The 14610-nt window shown below is 48.4% G+C and carries 12 protein-coding genes and 1 other RNA gene; all 13 read left to right on the top strand.

The features are described from left to right. Position 1: 1 nt before the first annotated feature. A complete protein-coding gene (locus tag AC3B6P_RS05650) occupies positions 2–460 on the top strand; it encodes a hypothetical protein (protein ID WP_489805126.1) in 459 nt (152 codons plus the stop codon). A 53-nt stretch (positions 461–513) separates the two neighbouring features. Continuing rightward, positions 514–906: RNase P RNA component class A (gene rnpB / locus AC3B6P_RS05645), an RNA gene on the top strand. 326 nt (positions 907–1232) lie between these two features. After that, positions 1233–1718: a division/cell wall cluster transcriptional repressor MraZ gene (gene mraZ, locus AC3B6P_RS05640; RefSeq protein WP_489805125.1), complete on the top strand. Its 486-nt coding sequence runs from the start codon at positions 1233–1235 to the stop codon at positions 1716–1718. Further along, positions 1715–2653 carry a 16S rRNA (cytosine(1402)-N(4))-methyltransferase RsmH gene (gene rsmH / locus AC3B6P_RS05635; protein WP_489805124.1) on the top strand — a complete coding sequence of 313 codons (939 nt, stop codon included), beginning with the start codon at positions 1715–1717 and terminating at the stop codon, positions 2651–2653. Before mraZ ends, rsmH begins: the two co-directional genes overlap by 4 nt. Then, positions 2650–3456, top strand: a complete 807-nt coding sequence (gene ftsL, locus AC3B6P_RS05630) for a cell division protein FtsL (RefSeq protein WP_489805123.1) — start codon at positions 2650–2652, stop codon at positions 3454–3456. Before rsmH ends, ftsL begins: the two co-directional genes overlap by 4 nt. A gap of 66 nt (positions 3457–3522) precedes the next feature. Next, positions 3523–5469 (top strand): peptidoglycan D,D-transpeptidase FtsI family protein, encoded by a 1947-nt coding sequence (locus AC3B6P_RS05625; RefSeq protein ID WP_489805122.1) that lies wholly within the window; start codon positions 3523–3525, stop codon positions 5467–5469. 31 nt (positions 5470–5500) lie between these two features. Then, complete coding sequence (locus AC3B6P_RS05620; protein WP_489805121.1) at positions 5501–6991, top strand: UDP-N-acetylmuramoyl-L-alanyl-D-glutamate--2,6-diaminopimelate ligase; 1491 nt, start codon at positions 5501–5503, stop codon at positions 6989–6991. Next, positions 6988–8394: a UDP-N-acetylmuramoyl-tripeptide--D-alanyl-D-alanine ligase gene (locus AC3B6P_RS05615; RefSeq protein WP_489805120.1), complete on the top strand. Its 1407-nt coding sequence runs from the start codon at positions 6988–6990 to the stop codon at positions 8392–8394. Before AC3B6P_RS05620 ends, AC3B6P_RS05615 begins: the two co-directional genes overlap by 4 nt. Before the next feature lie 15 nt (positions 8395–8409). Next, positions 8410–9501 carry a phospho-N-acetylmuramoyl-pentapeptide-transferase gene (mraY, locus tag AC3B6P_RS05610; RefSeq protein WP_489805119.1) on the top strand — a complete coding sequence of 364 codons (1092 nt, stop codon included), beginning with the start codon at positions 8410–8412 and terminating at the stop codon, positions 9499–9501. Next, positions 9498–10826 carry a UDP-N-acetylmuramoyl-L-alanine--D-glutamate ligase gene (gene murD / locus AC3B6P_RS05605; protein ID WP_489805118.1) on the top strand — a complete coding sequence of 443 codons (1329 nt, stop codon included), beginning with the start codon at positions 9498–9500 and terminating at the stop codon, positions 10824–10826. Before mraY ends, murD begins: the two co-directional genes overlap by 4 nt. 9 nt (positions 10827–10835) lie before the next feature. After that, complete coding sequence (locus AC3B6P_RS05600) at positions 10836–12044, top strand: FtsW/RodA/SpoVE family cell cycle protein (RefSeq protein WP_489805117.1); 1209 nt, start codon at positions 10836–10838, stop codon at positions 12042–12044. 1 nt (position 12045) lies between these two features. Continuing rightward, positions 12046–13152, top strand: coding sequence for an undecaprenyldiphospho-muramoylpentapeptide beta-N-acetylglucosaminyltransferase (murG, locus tag AC3B6P_RS05595; protein WP_489805116.1), 1107 nt, complete (start codon positions 12046–12048; stop codon positions 13150–13152). A 37-nt stretch (positions 13153–13189) separates the two neighbouring features. Then, positions 13190–14596, top strand: coding sequence for a UDP-N-acetylmuramate--L-alanine ligase (gene murC / locus AC3B6P_RS05590; protein ID WP_489805115.1), 1407 nt, complete (start codon positions 13190–13192; stop codon positions 14594–14596). Positions 14597–14610 lie beyond the last annotated feature (14 nt).

Raw genomic sequence — 14610 nt, 5'->3', positions numbered from 1 at the left:
TTTGACCCAAACACCTTCGCCCAAACGCCCCAGTCTTGCCTCTTTTTACAAAAACCGTTCTATCAAGCAGCATATTATAAGACGCCTCGTCATTATGATTCCGCTTATTCTGATCATGCTCTATATGGCAAAGAATGGCACTCTAGACGCAATTTATGACCAGTTTACCTTCAAGAAAGCTAGCTGGTTTGACAATAGTGCTTTGGTCGAACATCTACGAACGGTCATTACGCAGAAAAAACTCTCCCCTCTTCCCCGCAAATGCCTGGTTTTTGTTATTAATGGTGACATTACCAATAACGAACCAACGATCAATGTCCTGGGACGCCATGGGAATGGCTGCCCAGGCACGACAGCCTCTGCGGAAAATCTTTTTAATATCAAGGTTAATCGTCTAGCAGGTTATATCGCCACAGATGCCGGAACACCGGGTGATTTTCATCCACTCGCTACACAATAAATCCTGTTTACCGCTCTTGACCTGAGGACGTAAGGCAGGCACTCTCCGGCGCGCCAGATGGTCGGGTGATCGCTGGAGCTTCATGCTCTGGAGGAAAGTCCGGGCTCCACAGAAAAACGGTGCCGGCTAACAGCCGGCGAGGGTGACCTTAGGGAAAGTGCCACAGAAACGAGACTTCCTGCCGGCTTTTCAGTTTCTGAAAAGTGCAGGTAAAGATGAAACGGTGCGGTAAGAGCGCACCGCGCTTCTGGCAACAGAAGCGGTCATGGTAAACCCCACCGGGAGCAAAACCGAATAGGGACGGCTGACAAAATATGTCAGGGGTTTCTGCCTCGCCGTCCGGGTTGGTTGCGTGAGGCAGGTCGCAAGATCTGTCCTAGATGAATGATCACCTCTTCCACCTTTTGGTGAGAGAACAGAACCCGGCTTATAGACCATCTGGCCATTATACTTACACACATCCTTAAAGGACGAGAAATATCAGAAAATTACTTGATACGAAAAGATAAATGCTAATTTTTATTAAGTAAATTCACACATCAACTCTTCACCTAATAATACAAATTTTTTCCAGGATTTTTCTCTCAGTTAAAAATTAAGCGCGGTATTCCGCGCATTTTTTTTACATTTTTTTTGACGCCCATGCTTTCCCATGATATCCCAATAGATGCAGGAGACTCCCATAAGAACTTTATTCCTATGAAGAATCCTGGATTTTCAGGCTTCACAATGATCTTCGGTCATTAAGAGAGGAAAGGGGGCAGTGGTCGCAATGAGCATGTTTTTAGGCACTCATTGTAACCGTTTCGACGCCAAAGGACGCGTCTCCATTCCTGCGCCTTTTAGAATCGCGTTAAAAGAACAGGCTCACCCCGGTGATGCTCTCGTCATTCTACGCCCTTCTCATCTTCATCCCTGTATTGAAGGCTGGACAGCAGACGGCTTTGCCTCTCTGGCCGCTCCTTTGGATGAATATGATCCTTTTTCAGAAGAACATGAGGATCTTGCAGCCAGTCTCTACGCAGATGCTTACCCACTTGATAGCGATAAGGAAGGCCGCATCATTCTGCCTGATATTCTCAAACAGCACGCAGGCCTTGACAAAGAAGTCACCTTTATGGGGCTTGGGAAAATTTTTCAGATATGGACCCCTGAAGCCGCTCTCGAACGACGCCTACAGGCCCGTCAGAAAGCAAAAGCGCTAAGTGCTTTAAAGTCTTCTTCCCTCCTCTCTTCTAAAGAAGGAGAACGGTCATGACTGAAGGTCATTTCCCTGTCATGCTGCCGGAAGTTCTTCGAGCTCTTAATATCAAAGAAAATGGTCGCTACCTTGACGGGACATTTGGTGGCGGTGGCTATAGCCGGGCCATTCTTTCAACAGCCGACGTCACGCTTCATGCCATTGACCGTGACCCGGATGCCATCACTCGTGGGCAGGCTCTCATTAAGGATTTCCCAGGCAAAGTGCATCTTCATCACGGCACTTTTGGCTCCATGGACAAATTACTGTCTCATGAAGCCCTCTTTGATGGAATTGTACTTGATTTAGGGGTTTCATCCTATCAGCTTGATGAAGCAGAGAGAGGATTTTCTTTCCGTTTCGATGCTGCTCTGGACATGCGCATGAGCGCGCAGGGACGCTCTGCTGCTGATTTTGTAAATCAGGAAAGCGAGCAGACACTTGCAGACATTTTCTATCATTATGGTGAGGAAAGAAAAGCACGCTCTATAGCGCGCGCTATTGTCAAAGCCAGAGCGGAAGCCCCTATTACCACCACATTTGCCCTTGCAGACATAATCCGCAGCTGCGTCCCCCGCGAGCGGCCGGGTTTTGACCCCGCTACAAGGAGCTTTCAGGCTTTGCGCATAGCTGTGAATGATGAACTTGGAGAAATTGAGCGAGCACTTGAAATTGCTCCTCAGAAACTTGCTCCCAATGGTGTCTTTGTTGTTGTTACGTTCCACTCCCTTGAAGACAGGCTGGTAAAACGCTCAATGGCGCGATTGAGCGGCCGTATGGAACAGAACTCACGCTATCTTCCTGTAAAAGCAACCACTCAACAGAAAGAATTTTCTCTTCTCTACTCACGCGCACTTCACCCCAGCGAAGAAGAAATCCGTCAGAACCCCCGTTCAAGAAGTGCGCATCTGAGAGCGCTACGCCGTCTTGATAATGCTGGAGCATTAGCATGATTAAACCTGTGACTTTCCTCTGTGCCCTCATGGCGGCTTTATCCGGTCTGTTTCTTTACACCAAGAAACATGACACTTTACTTCTTGATCAAAAAATCACGCAGATTGTCCATGATACCCGCAAGGTTCAGGAACAGACTGTCATGCTCCGTACGGAATGGGCACTTCTCAATCAGCCTGACAGGCTGGCAGCACTTTCTGGACGTTTTCTGCCCCAGCTGCAATCTGTACAACCCCGCCAATTTGTCAAAATGGACAAACTGGCTTCTGCCCTGCCTGCCATCAACCATAAAACAGTTCAGACTTTAATCGCGCAGAACACGCCTCAGCAGCATATTGTCCCAAATATAAATTCTCATGACGATGCAGAGTCTCATATACATCCGGCAGATAACGAAAAGTCAGATCATGTAATAGCACCTGTTATTGCTACTTCCGTTACTCCGGCTAATAATGATAATACCCATGTTGTCACCACGCCCAAAATCATTGCGCATGCTCCAGCGCACAAAATAGTGACGCTTGATCAGACCATTGCAATGATGACCCAACGTTCAAAGGAAAAAAGAACGCAAGAACGTGCTTTTCTTTCACATCAGCCTCTCAGGTCCGGAGTGAAGAAAAATGAACGTAAAACTACTGATCTTGACGATATAAACCCCTCCTCCAAGATTGAGGATATTTCATGGTCAGTCCCCCATGAGAAAACAGCTCATAAAAGTTCCTTGACGAAAGCAACTATAAAATCTGCCACAAATTTACAGGAAAGCCCCTTACCTCCCCCTGTTCCGCTGACGGACTAATATTGACAGCCCTTTTACCCTCCTTTTTAAGTCACAGCTTACACACCTTCGGCTGAAACGAAATTCATGGCAGAGCCTCCACGTCCTCCCGAGTTACCTGATCATTCTCCTGACGGAACTTCTGAGAATTATTCAGGAAGTCGCGGGGAAGGTCGGCAGAATAAAAATGGGAAAGAGACAAAAAAAACTGCGTCCAAACCAAAAAAGAAAAAAAACAGACAGACGCCCGAAGAGCAGCGTCAAGGAAGGCTTGTTTATGTTGGACTAGGATTTCTGATCCTTTTTGGAGCAGTCAGTTTTAAAGCGATTTTGGCAACGATCCTCGCTCCTGTGCCGCCTTTACCAAACCAGATCGCAACAGCACTGCCTGATATCCCCAAGCCCGACCCCAAGGCATTAATGAGCGGTGGTTTTACACTTCCAAATGTAAAACGTGCCTCAATCACTGATCGTAATGGACAGCCATTAGCGCTTTCCCTACCAATGGTGCAAGTCTATGCCAACCCACGGGAAATTATTGATCCTGAAGACGTTGTCACAAAATTAAGTGCCATTATAAGCGATCTCGATAAGGATCTGATCCTCAAACGCCTCCACCAGAACAGGCAATTTGTCTATCTCTCCCGTGATATTACACCCTCTCAGGAACTTGCTATTAATAATCTGGGTATTCCTGGTCTTTATTTCGAAAATAGTGAAAAACGTCGTTACCCTCTAGGTAATATTGCAGCTCATATATTGGGCAGTGTTGATATTGACGACCATGGCATTGCTGGTGTGGAGCGCTATTTCGATAAGAGATTAATGAGTGACCCAACCCCTTTGCGTCTCTCCATTGATACGAGAGTGCAGGCAGCCATACGGGAAGAACTCTATAACGCGAAAGAACATTTCAGCGCTATTGGCGCCAGCGCCATTTTAATGGACGTGAGGACAGGCGAAATCCTCGCCATGGTCAGCCTTCCTGACTTTGACGCCAATGAATTTGCACATACGCCTGCCGATGCACGCTTCAACAGGGCCGTAACGGGTATGTATGAGCCCGGCTCCACTTTTAAACTGCAAACCGCGGCAATGGCTCTTCAACTCAATGTTGCCCATATTTGGGATCGCTTTTCAACAATTCCCATCCATGTTGGCCGGTTTAAGATTTCTGATCTGAAAACAGACCATTTTGCCCCTTGGCTCCCCCTGACCTCTGTTTTGGCTTATTCCTCCAATCCGGCATCAGCACATATCGCGCTTGACGTTGGAGCCAAAAGACAGAGAGAATGGCTAAAACAAATGGGGTTCCTTGATCGTGTGCCAGTTGAACTGCCCGAAGTTGGCCATCCCATCGTTCCTTCACAGCGTAATTGGGGATTAACGACTGTTATGACAGTCGGCTTCGGACATGGGGTGGCTGAATCACCTTTAGCAATTGTGCGAGGCACTGCAGCAGCCGGAAATGGCGGTTTTTTAATTACCCCCACACTTCTGGCACAACCTCATGATGAGAACACGGAACCGTCCCCCAAAGGTACGCGTGTCCTGTCACGGGAGAATGCTGATATATTACGCCGCATCCTGCGCCTTGACGTCACAAAGGGGACTGGACGCAACTCGGAAAGTCCTGGTTATTTTGTCGGTGGAAAAACTGGTACGGCTGAAAAAGTCGGCGCTCACGGCCAATATCTGAAACATGTCAATATTACAGCTTTTACTGGCCTGTTCCCTATGAATGACCCGCATTATGCACTTTATGTCATGCTTGACGCACCCAAACCAACAGCTGAAACACATGGCTGGGCGACGGCTGGCTGGATTGCTGCGCCAACATTTTCAAAAATCATCACACGCACAGCCCCAATGCTAGGACTTTTTCCTCCCCCTGCTGAGCAGATGGGAAAAATTGAACAGGAACTCGCTATCTCCCTTAACCCGCCTGTCCCCCGTGGTGCCCGCCCACTCGGCCCCGGCAATGACCCCGGTGAGCCACCCCCTCGCAAACACGCACTTCCGAAAGGTCATTAACCTTCTTCCTTTTTTTCTGTCAGGCTCCATCATGCTTTTATCTTCACTGCTACACCAAACAGGTCTCAATATCGACATTCCGCACGATGTGACAATCACATCCGTTGCGGCCGATAGTCGCTCTGTTCAGTCAGGCAGCCTTTTTGTTGCTCTTAAAGGCACTCAGCACGATGGAGCGTCTTATATTTCCCACGCGATTTTCAAAGGGGCCAGCGCCATCATCCGGCAGAAAGAACCCCATATAACAGAATTTGTCCAGCATAACGAAAATGGTCGATCAGTCCCGATGATCGCACTTGAAAACCCTGCCCGTTTTCTGGCCCTTTCAGCCATAGTACTCGCCGGTACCCCGCCAGAAACACTCATAGCCGTCACAGGCACGAACGGAAAAAGCAGCACGGTCGATTTTGTCAGACAGATTTGGCAGAAACAAAATCTGTCTGCTGCCAGTATCGGCACATTAGGCCTGATTACCGATGTCATTCTTCCGCCCCTTCCTCCCTTAACAACGCCTGACCCTGTCAGCCTGGCCAATGCATTGGCTGACCTCAAAAAAGCAGGCATTGATCATGTTGCATTGGAAGCTTCTTCACATGGCCTGATACAATCCCGCCTTGATGGTCTGACATTCAAAGCTGCGGGCTTTTCCAATCTCACACGCGATCATCTGGATTATCACGGCACGATCAGTGCTTATCGGGATGCAAAACTTCATCTTTTTAAAGCCTTGCTCGAAGAGGGAGGGATTGCAGCCTTTAATGCTGACATGGACCCAGAGACTGTCTCTGCCCTTCGCGCTATTGCCAGGGAACGTCATCTCAAAATACGTGATATCGGCCGCAATGCGCAGTTTCTTACCATAAGGGACGTGACACCAACTCCTACAGGACAAATTGTCTCTCTTACGTTTCTGGGCAAAACCCTACCACCTTTACAGATCCCGCTGGCAGGCGCTTTTCAGATAGAAAATGCTCTTATGGCAGCAACCCTTTGCTGGAAAGATGATCAGGACGCAACAGAAACCCTTTCTTTACTTACAGGGCTTAAAAATGTCCCAGGACGTTGCGAACTCGTTGCGAGCTTGCCGAATCAAGCCTGTGCTTACGTCGATTATGCCCATACGCCTGATGCACTGGAACATATTCTTCTTAGCCTGCGCGCTCATACAAAAGGAAAGCTCACACTTGTTTTTGGTGCTGGAGGAGACCGCGATAAAGGGAAACGCCCTCTTATGGGGCAAGTTGCTTCGCGTCTGGCTGATAGGATTATTATTACTGATGACAATCCTCGGCACGAAGACCCAGACCGCATCCGGCAGGAGATCAGACAGACCTGTCCCCAGGCAAGAGAAATCCCATCCCGGGCTGAAGCAATTTCTGAAGGACTTCGCTCACTTAGAAAAGACGATATTTTAATTATTGCAGGAAAAGGACATGAAAAAGGCCAGATTATCGGCGATGAAATTCACCCTTTTGATGACCGTGACATAACGCGTACTTTGGCAGAAGAAATTTGCTCATGAACACTTCCCATCCTTTATGGACCAGCTCTGAATTACGCGCTGCAACTCATGGCACACTCAGCGCAGAATTGAATATTACCGGTATTTCGATAGATACCCGTACTCTTCAGAAAGGCGATCTTTTTATCGCACTGATCGGTCATAATTCTGATGGGCATCGTTTTGCCAGACAAGCCCTGGAACAGGGAGCCGCGGCCGTTATGGTTCATGACAAGGATGCTTTGCAAGCCCAGAGCTTGCAAAATGATCCTCGCATTCTTCTGGTCACAGACACTATGAAAGCCCTTGAAAAGCTGGGACAATTTGCCAGAAACCGTTTTAGGGGCAAAGCAATCGCCGTTACTGGCAGCGTCGGTAAAACCACGACAAAAGAAATGCTGCGTCAGACTCTCCTCCCCCACGGCAAAGTCCACGCTTCCGTTGCTTCCTTTAATAATCACTGGGGCGTACCCTTAACATTGGCACGTCTGCCGCGTGATACTGATTTCTGCATTAGTGAGATCGGTATGAATCATATAGGTGAAATTACACCTCTTGCGGCACAAGTACAGCCTGATTGTGCGGTTATCACTGCAATTGGCACGGCCCATCTTGGCCTTATGGGAAGCCGCGAAGCGATTGCTCGTGAAAAAGCATCTCTGTTTGCAAGTCTTTCCCATCCTCACTCGGTCGCGCTCATGCCAGATGATACCGGCTATGATTCTATAATAAAGGCTTATCTTCCACCTTCTGCCCAATTATGGCTCTCTGGTTTTTCTAACAAAGCAGACATTCATATCATAAACCCTGTTCTCTCAGATTCCGGAAGCAAGTTTCAGATTCAATATAGTAATGAAACTTATAGCGTGCAGCTTTCTCTACCTGGGCTACATCATATTCGTAATGCTTCTTTAGCTTTAGGCTGTGTCGCTGCTCTCGGCTACCCTATGGCACCATCTGTTCTGGCACTCAAATCTTTCAGGGCTGATGAAGGACGCGGCGCGACCTACGTTATAGGCGATAACGTCACAATCATTGATGAAAGCTACAATGCCTCACCTGAAAGCATCAAAGCATCGCTTGAAACACTTTCCCTAAAACCGGCCTCCCGCCATATTGCTGCTTTAGGGGACATGCTTGAACTTGGTGAATTTTCCCGACAGGAGCATGAGGCCCTTGCCTCCGCAATCAAAAACAGCCAGACCCTCTGTTTTTGCTGTGGTACCCATATGAAAGCCTTGTTTGATTGTTTACCTGCAGCCCTGAAAGGCGGTTATGGAGAAACTTCAGAAGAGCTGGTTCCTCTTATGACCAAAATTCTGCGTTCAGGCGATGTCATCCTCGTAAAAGGAAGTCTGGGCAGCAAAATGAAAAAACTGATAGAGGGTCTGAAAACAATCCTTAACCCAATTGAAAAAACCTGAACCGAGTCCGAGTCTATGTTCTTTAATCTCATTGCTGCCCATAACCTGCACCATGGTGGTTTTTTCAACCTTTTTCATTACATTACCTTCCGGGCCGGCTGCGCGTGCCTGACAGCTCTTGTATTGTCCCTCTTTCTGGGACGGCCTTTCATTGCCCATCTCAAACGTATCCAGCGTGATGGCCAACCGATCAGGGCTGTTGGCCCTGAACGTCACATTCTTGAAAAAGCAGGGACGCCAACAATGGGAGGGATGTTAATTCTCTTCTGCCTGACTCTTTCAACGCTTTTATGGGCCGATTTGCATAATGGTTTTGTCTGGGCTGTTTTATTGACAACTTTAGCCTTTGGGGCTGTTGGTTTTGTTGATGATTACGAGAAACTCGCCCGTCATAATTCAACTGGTCTGAGCAAAAAAACACGTTTGGGATGTGAATTTCTGGTATCGCTCCTGGCCGGAATCTGGCTTCAGGCCCTTACACCTCCTGAAATACGCAATGCCTTGGCCTTTCCATTCGCCAAATCTCTCTTTTTACCTCTGGGATATGCGTTTCCACTTTTCGCCATGATTACGATCAGCGGATTTGGCAATGCCGTAAATCTCACAGATGGACTCGATGGACTGGCCACAGTCCCGGTGATCATTGCCGCGCTGGTATTTGCCCTGATTGCTTATATGGTCGGCAATCACATTTTTGCAGACTATCTGCAACTTCATTATATTCCTGGCACAGGAGAGCTTAGTGTTCTCTGCGCAGCACTCATTGGGGCTGCCCTGGGGTTTTTATGGTTTAATGCACCCCCTGCCGAGGTTTTTATGGGGGATACAGGCTCTCTGGCCCTTGGAGGTGCTCTGGGAAGCATTGCCGTTGCGATCAAGCATGAGCTTGTCCTTTGCATTGTAGGGGGATTATTTGTTGCTGAAACCCTATCTGTCATTATTCAGGTCTTCTGGTTCCGCAGAACGGGGAGACGCATTTTTCTGATGGCCCCTCTCCATCATCATTTTGAGAAAAAAGGCTGGCAAGAACCGAAAATTGTCGTACGCTTCTGGATCATAGCCTTTATATTGGGACTCTGTGGCTTGGCAACGTTGAAATTAAGATGACTGACCTTCCCCCCCGCCCTTTCCCCTCGAACCTGTTTGAGGGAAAGCAGTTCGCTGTCTGTGGACTTGGCCGTAATGGCAGTGCGGTTGTACGTACACTGCTCGCTATGGGCGCCAAGGTTCACGCCTGGGACGATCGGTCACCCCTTTTGGACACACATCCGAACCTGACACTTGCCCCTATTACTGATTTACGCGGTTTTGAGGCTCTGATCTTATCACCAGGAATCCCCCATCTCCTGCCACAACCGCACCCAACTGCCATTCTGGCACGTTCACAATCCATCCCCATCTTCTCTGATGCTGAAATTTTATGGCGTGCCGTGCGCGAAGCAGGCTCTCAGGCGCAATTCATTTCAGTGACCGGAACAAACGGAAAATCCACGACAACAGCGCTACTGACGCATATTTGCAAAGAAGCAGGACGTCCTGTTGCAGCTGGTGGGAATCTGGGAACCGCTGCTCTTGCTCTCCCCTTATTGGGAGATAACGGTATATACGTCATTGAAATGTCTTCTTACATGCTAGAGCGACTGGACAAATTTCACGCTCATTGCGCCATCTGGCTGAACATCACACCCGACCATCTTGAACGCCATGGCTCAATGCAGGGTTATATCGAAGCCAAGGCCCATGTTTTTGATCACATGGATGAGCATGACCTCGCCATCCTGGGAGAAGATGCTCCGTGGGTAAAAACCATCATGCCCCAGCTTAAAGAGCAAAATGTGCCAGTGGTCACACTCTCTGTTGATCATGCCTTTTCATCTGAAGAAGCCCCTAATCTGCCCGGCCTTCATAATGCCCAGAATATCATGGCTTCGAGAAAGGCGGCGCAGTTTCTGGGAATTCCTGATGACGTCATTTCCTCTGCAATCAAAAGTTTTGCAGGGCTGGATCATCGCCTCAAGACCGTAGCCATCATTGATAATATCCGCTTTATCAATGACAGCAAGGCAACGAACGCCGAGGCAGCCTCCCACGCCCTTCAGGCTTATGATAAAGTTATCTGGATTGCAGGCGGTATCGCCAAAACAGGTGGTATTGAAAGTCTTGTGCCTCTTTTCCCTCATATTGCCCATGCCTGCCTCATTGGTCAGGACAGCGATCTATTAGCTAAAACGCTAAAGTCCCATCAGGTAGAGTGTACATCATGTAAAACTCTTGAACCTGCCGTTCATGAGGCTTTCCGAATTGCCAAAGCTACTGGTATTCATACCATCCTCCTCTCTCCGGCATGTGCAAGTTTTGACCAGTTCCAGAGTTTTGAAGAGCGTGGCGCCCGTTTTGCCCATTATGTTCATACACTCGCTGCGACGTCCTGAGATCCATCCATGACATCATTAAGCCGCACAGATACGTCCCCTTATGCCCGTTGGTGGCGCAATATTGACCATGTAACCCTGACATGCGTCGGTATTCTCATGGCTCTGGGATATATCCTGATGCTGGCAGCAAGTCCCGCCGTGGCCCATCGTATTGGGGCTTCACGTAACATGTTTATCCTTAAACAAGTTATATTCCTGGCTATTGCAGGGCTTGTACTATTGTTCACGTCATCGCTAAGTCCACGCGCTATCCGTAGACTTGCAATAGGCGGTGGCATTATTGCTCTCGGGGCAACATTCATGACACTTGTCCATGGAATGGAAATCAAAGGTGCCAGACGCTGGATTGCCTTACCTGTTATGTCTGTTCAGCCTTCAGAATTTTTGAAGCCATTTTTTGCAATTGTGACTGGATGGCTCCTAAGTTTACGTCATCAGATCAAACTTCCCAACGGTTTTCAATTTCCGGGAAGGCTAGCTGCTTTTCTGGTTTTTTTGCTCATTGCTGTTTTGCTACAGGCTCAGCCTGATATCGGAATGCTTTCAGTTATTACCGCTGTTTTTGCCATACAGCTTTTCATTGATGGCCTGCCGATCGTCTTCTTTCTTGGTCTCGTCGGAGCCATGCTGGGTGCCTTTGGTGTCGCTTATGTAAAATTTTCTCATGTGCGTTCCCGTGTTGAACGGTTTTTACACCCTGACGTTGGTGACCACTATCAGATCGATACCTCTTTAAGAGCCTTTGGCAATGGTGGTCTCCTTGGGCGTGGTCCAGGAGAGGGGCATGTCAAGGATCTGCTTCCAGATGCCCATGCTGACTTTATCTTCGCCGTTGCTGGAGAAGAATATGGCCTGCTTCTTTGCCTTTTTATTATCGCTGTTTATGTTGTCATCGTCATCAGGACCTTACTGCGCCTGACACGTGACAAAGACCCCTATATCATCCTTTCAACCAGCGGCCTCATTGCAGGGTTCGGTCTTCAGGCTTTTATTAATATGGGCTCAACACTCCATCTGATCCCGACAAAAGGCATGACCTTACCACTGATTTCATATGGAGGGAGTTCAGCTGTATCAATAGCCCTGACATTGGGAATGGTCCTGGCACTGACGCGTCACCGTGTTGACCCGGGGCTTTTCGCCCCGCCATCAGCAACAACGCCTGTTTCTTCCATTTCACTGAGACTTGAGTCTTCCAGTTCAAAGGTTCGCTAGCATGAAAGCTCCTATCATTATCGCGGCAGGTGGAACAGGTGGTCATTTCTTTCCTGCTGAAGCTTTGGCAAGCTGTCTTCTTCAAAGAGGACATGAGATTGTCCTGATGACAGATAGCCGTAACACGCACCGCAAAATTGGTGCTTTCGCGACATCACGCCAATATGTGCTTCCAGGTTCCGGCGTTGCAGGAAAGTCCTATAAAGCCAAGATAGAAGGTATTTTTTCCCTTTTGAAAGGAACCTATAAGGCAAGGACCCTTATCAAAACGATAAAACCTGCCGCTGTCATTGGATTTGGCGGTTATCCATCGATCCCTCCTCTGTTAAGCAGTAGCTTCTTTCCCCGCAAAAAGCGCCCTGTCATCATTATCCATGAAGGGAATGCTGTTTTGGGAAAGGCCAATGCCTTACTCGCCCATTTTGCCACGGCTATTGCCACATCCTATAAAAATGTCGCCCGCTTGCCCCTGAAAGCAAATGTCACACTAACCGGAATGCCCGTTCGCGCTGAAATAGAAGCTTTGGCTACGCAGCCTTATTCTCCACCCGAACAGAATGGAGACAGCCCTCTGGAGTTGCTTATCTGGGGCGGATCACTTGGAGCACAGATTTTCAGCCAGGTTGTACCTGATGCCCTGATTGCCTTGCCTGAAACATTCAGAAAACGCCTTCACATCACACAACAGCTCAAAGAGGAACTCATCCCCGCCCTGCAAACCCGTTACAGCAATGCAGGTATTAAAGCGGATTTACGCCCCTTTATCCAAAATGTTGCCCCTGTTTTGGAAAAAGCGCATCTCGTCATCGGACGCGCTGGAGGCTCTTCCATCGCAGAACTTACCATGGCAGGAAAACCTGTTATCATGGTTCCCCTTCCCATTGCAGCTTCAGATGAACAGGGCGCAAATGCCAAAGCTCTTGAAGATGCTGGTGCAGGATGGATGATCCGTCAGAAAGATTTCACTATCGAAACCCTGACAGGCAAACTCACAGAACTTTTCACCCATCCTGAACTCCTAACCCAGGCTGCTCAGGCCTCTGCAAGCCTCCGCCATAAAAATGCGGCGGAGAAACTGGCTGACCTGATCGAAAAACACATTTCCTGATGCTTTCTTTTATCTGTTATTCCTGGAGACTAATCCTATGCGCGCCCTACCTCTGAATATCGGAACACTCCATTTTGTCGGGATTGGCGGTATCGGCATGTCCGGTATCGCTGAAGTGTTGCATATGCTGGGGTACAAGGTGCAAGGCTCAGACCTCAGTGAAAACAGCAATGTCCAGCGCCTACGCAAAATTGGTATTCCCGTTTTTATTGGCCATGATGCTGATAATCTGAATGATGCACAGGTTGTCGTTATTTCCACGGCAGTCAAAAGGGATAATCCTGAAGTTGTAGCAGCGCGCTCGCGTCTGATTCCCGTTGTCCGTCGGGCTGAAATGCTGGCTGAACTTATGAGGCTGCGTTGGGCAATTGCCATAGGAGGAACACACGGTAAGACCACCACAACCAGTCTTGTCTCCTGCGTGCTTGAACAGGCATCTCTGGACCCGACCGTTATTAATGGCGGTATTATTGAGGCTTACGGCACGAATACACGCATGGGGTCAGGAGACTGGATGGTTGTTGAAGCCGATGAAAGTGACGGTTCTTTCCTGCGCCTTCCCGCCGTCATTGCCGTTGTGACCAATATGGACCCAGAGCACCTTGACCATTGGGGAACAGACGAAGCGATGGAGGCAGGCTATCGCCAGTTTGTCTCCAATATCCCTTTTTATGGCTTTGCGGTGCTTTGTGTGGATCATCCACGCGTGCAACAAATGATCCCCCAACTTTCTGATCATCGTGTGGTTACATACGGCTTCAGTCCTCAAGCAGATATCCGGGCAGAAAATATCATCATGAGTCCGCAAGGCGCCCGCTTTGACGTCATCATCGCCAACCGTGCACAGAATAGTACACGCAAAGCAGGGCCCTTTACCCTGCCGATGTTTGGCAACCACAATATTCTCAATGCACTCGCAGCGATAGCCGTTGCCAGTGAAATGGAAATTTCCGACGATGTTATCGCAGAAGCACTGGCTGGATTTCGTGGTGTCAAAAGACGTTTCACCCGAACGGGCACATGGAATAATATTACGATTATTGATGATTATGGCCATCATCCCGTCGAGATTGCTGCTGTTCTAAAAGCAGCACGTCAGGCAGGCGCAGGACATGTGATCGCGGTTGTGCAACCTCACCGTTATTCAAGAGTTAAAGACCTGTTTAACGAATTTTGTGGCTGTATGAATGATGCTGATATCGTGATTATCAGTGATATTTATGCCGCTGGAGAGGAACCTCTTGAAAATATTACAAAGGAGGCACTGGTTCAGGGCTTACGGGATCATGGCCACCGCAATGTCATCAGCCTCTCATCACCTGATGATCTTCCAGCCCTTATCAAGGAGAATGCACAACCTGGTGACTATGTTATTTGTCTGGGCGCCGGGAATATTACACAATGGGCACAACAACTTCCGCAAAAACTGGCTGATGCCTCTTAAAGAATTATTATAGA

It is taken from the genome of Aristophania sp. ESL1142 (genome assembly GCF_058107345.1).
The sequence above is the reverse complement of the archived record's forward strand: the minus strand, read 5'-3'. Positions and strand labels throughout refer to the sequence as shown.